Annotated in this window: 2 protein-coding genes; both read right to left on the reverse strand. The window is 61.8% G+C overall.

Annotated elements, in window-relative coordinates:
• Nucleotides 1-38: 38 nt before the first annotated feature.
• Nucleotides 39-557 carry a CDP-diacylglycerol--glycerol-3-phosphate 3-phosphatidyltransferase gene (gene pgsA, locus NW820_RS12275; RefSeq protein WP_414329287.1) on the reverse strand — a complete coding sequence of 173 codons (519 nt, stop codon included), beginning with the start codon at nucleotides 555-557 and terminating at the stop codon, nucleotides 39-41.
• Nucleotides 558-635: 78 nt separating this feature from the next.
• A complete protein-coding gene (locus NW820_RS12280; protein WP_414350605.1) occupies nucleotides 636-1,571 on the reverse strand; it encodes a nucleoside hydrolase in 936 nt (311 codons plus the stop codon).
• Nucleotides 1,572-1,616 lie beyond the last annotated feature (45 nt).

Raw genomic sequence — 1,616 nt, forward strand, 5'->3', positions numbered from 1 at the left:
CTCCTCTGTCGGCGAGGGGCGGGGGGATCTGACAAGGGCTATGGCCTGCCGGGTGACTGCGCATGATGGGGATGATCGGTGTGCAGGTAGGTCAGGCCCGAGATCAGGGTGAGAACCACCGCCACCCAAAAACAAGGGATCCCTCCCGGCCACCCCAAAATCAGCAAAGCAATGGCCAGGATTTGGGTTACCGTCTTGGCTTTGCCCCAGAAATTGGCACCGCGGATTTGGCTTTGGTTGACCCGCCAGCCGGCGATGGCCAGCTCCCGCCCCACCAGCAAAAACACGCCCCAAGCGGGGATCCGCCCCAGTTCCAGCAGGCCCAGCAGCGGCGCCAACACCAGCAGCTTATCCACCAGAGGATCCAAAAACTTGCCCATATCGGTTACCAAGCCATAACGGCGGGCCAAATGGCCATCCAGCCAATCGGTTGCCGCCGCCAACAGGAACGCCCAGAGGGCCAACCTCTCCCCCAGTGGGGATCGCAGGCTCAGGCCCAGCAAAACAAAAGGGATCCCTGCCAGCCGCAGCAGGGTGACGGCGGTGGGCAGGTTCACCCACTCCAGCTTGGCACGTTGGACGGCGCTGGGATTCTCCACCTTCGGATCTGGCCTCAAGGATCAGAACTATCAGAATTATCGGTAACGGCCCAGGCGCTCGGTGAGCAGGTGGTAAAACCCCTGGGCATCCACCCCAAAAGCCACCTGAACATTGGCGAGGCGACCACTGGATCCCCAGCGATCCACCACCGTCCGGCCCAGGTTCAAGGGGCTAGCCGTTTCCACCTCGACGTAGCAGGGCTTGAGCTCGAACAACTGCGGCTGTAACAGATAGGCAATCACACAAGGGTCGTGCAATGGCCCTCCCGGTAGCCCGTAGCGTTCTACGTCGACCTTACCGTAAAAGGTGAGCATATTGGCCACCGTCTGCCCAACGCGGGTGCCCAGGGCGCGGATGCGCTCAATCCGCTCCGGCGTGCTGAGGACCTGTTGGGTGACGTGCAAGCCCAGCATCACCACCTCCGGGATCCCGGCGCTGAGCACGATCTGGGCGGCGTGGGGATCGGTGAGGATGTTGAACTCGGCTGCCGGGGTAACATTCCCCTCAAAGGCGGATCCCCCCATAAACACCAGCCGCCGGATGCGCTCCACAATTCGGGGCTGCTGCACCAGAGCCACCGCCAAGTTGGTCATCGGGCCCAGCAAAGCCAAGGTAACCGGCTCAGGGGCAGCCATCAGCGTCTCGATGAGATAGGGCACTGCATGCTGGGATCCCAAAGGCATCTGGGGCTCCGGCAGATCCGCTCCATCGATCCCGGTTTTGCCATGCACCTGCTCGGCGGTTTCCAGAGGGCGCAAGAGAGGTCGGGGGCAGCCGGCATACACCCCCATCTGCGGCTGACCGGCCAATTCACAGATCTGTCGAGCATTGCGGCTGGTTTTGTCCAAGGAGACATTGCCAGCCACCGTGGTAATGCCCAGCAATTGCAGCTCTTCTGGCGACGCCATAGCCAGCAGCAGAGCCACCGCATCGTCTTGGCCAGGGTCACAGTCGATGATCAGGGGCACCATAGGGATCTCGGCAGCAGCTCACTCACCCCTAGTTTAGGTTTTTCT

This window comes from Synechococcus sp. R55.7, assembly GCF_047461955.1.
Taxonomy (GTDB): Bacteria; Cyanobacteriota; Cyanobacteriia; order Thermostichales; family Thermostichaceae; genus Thermostichus.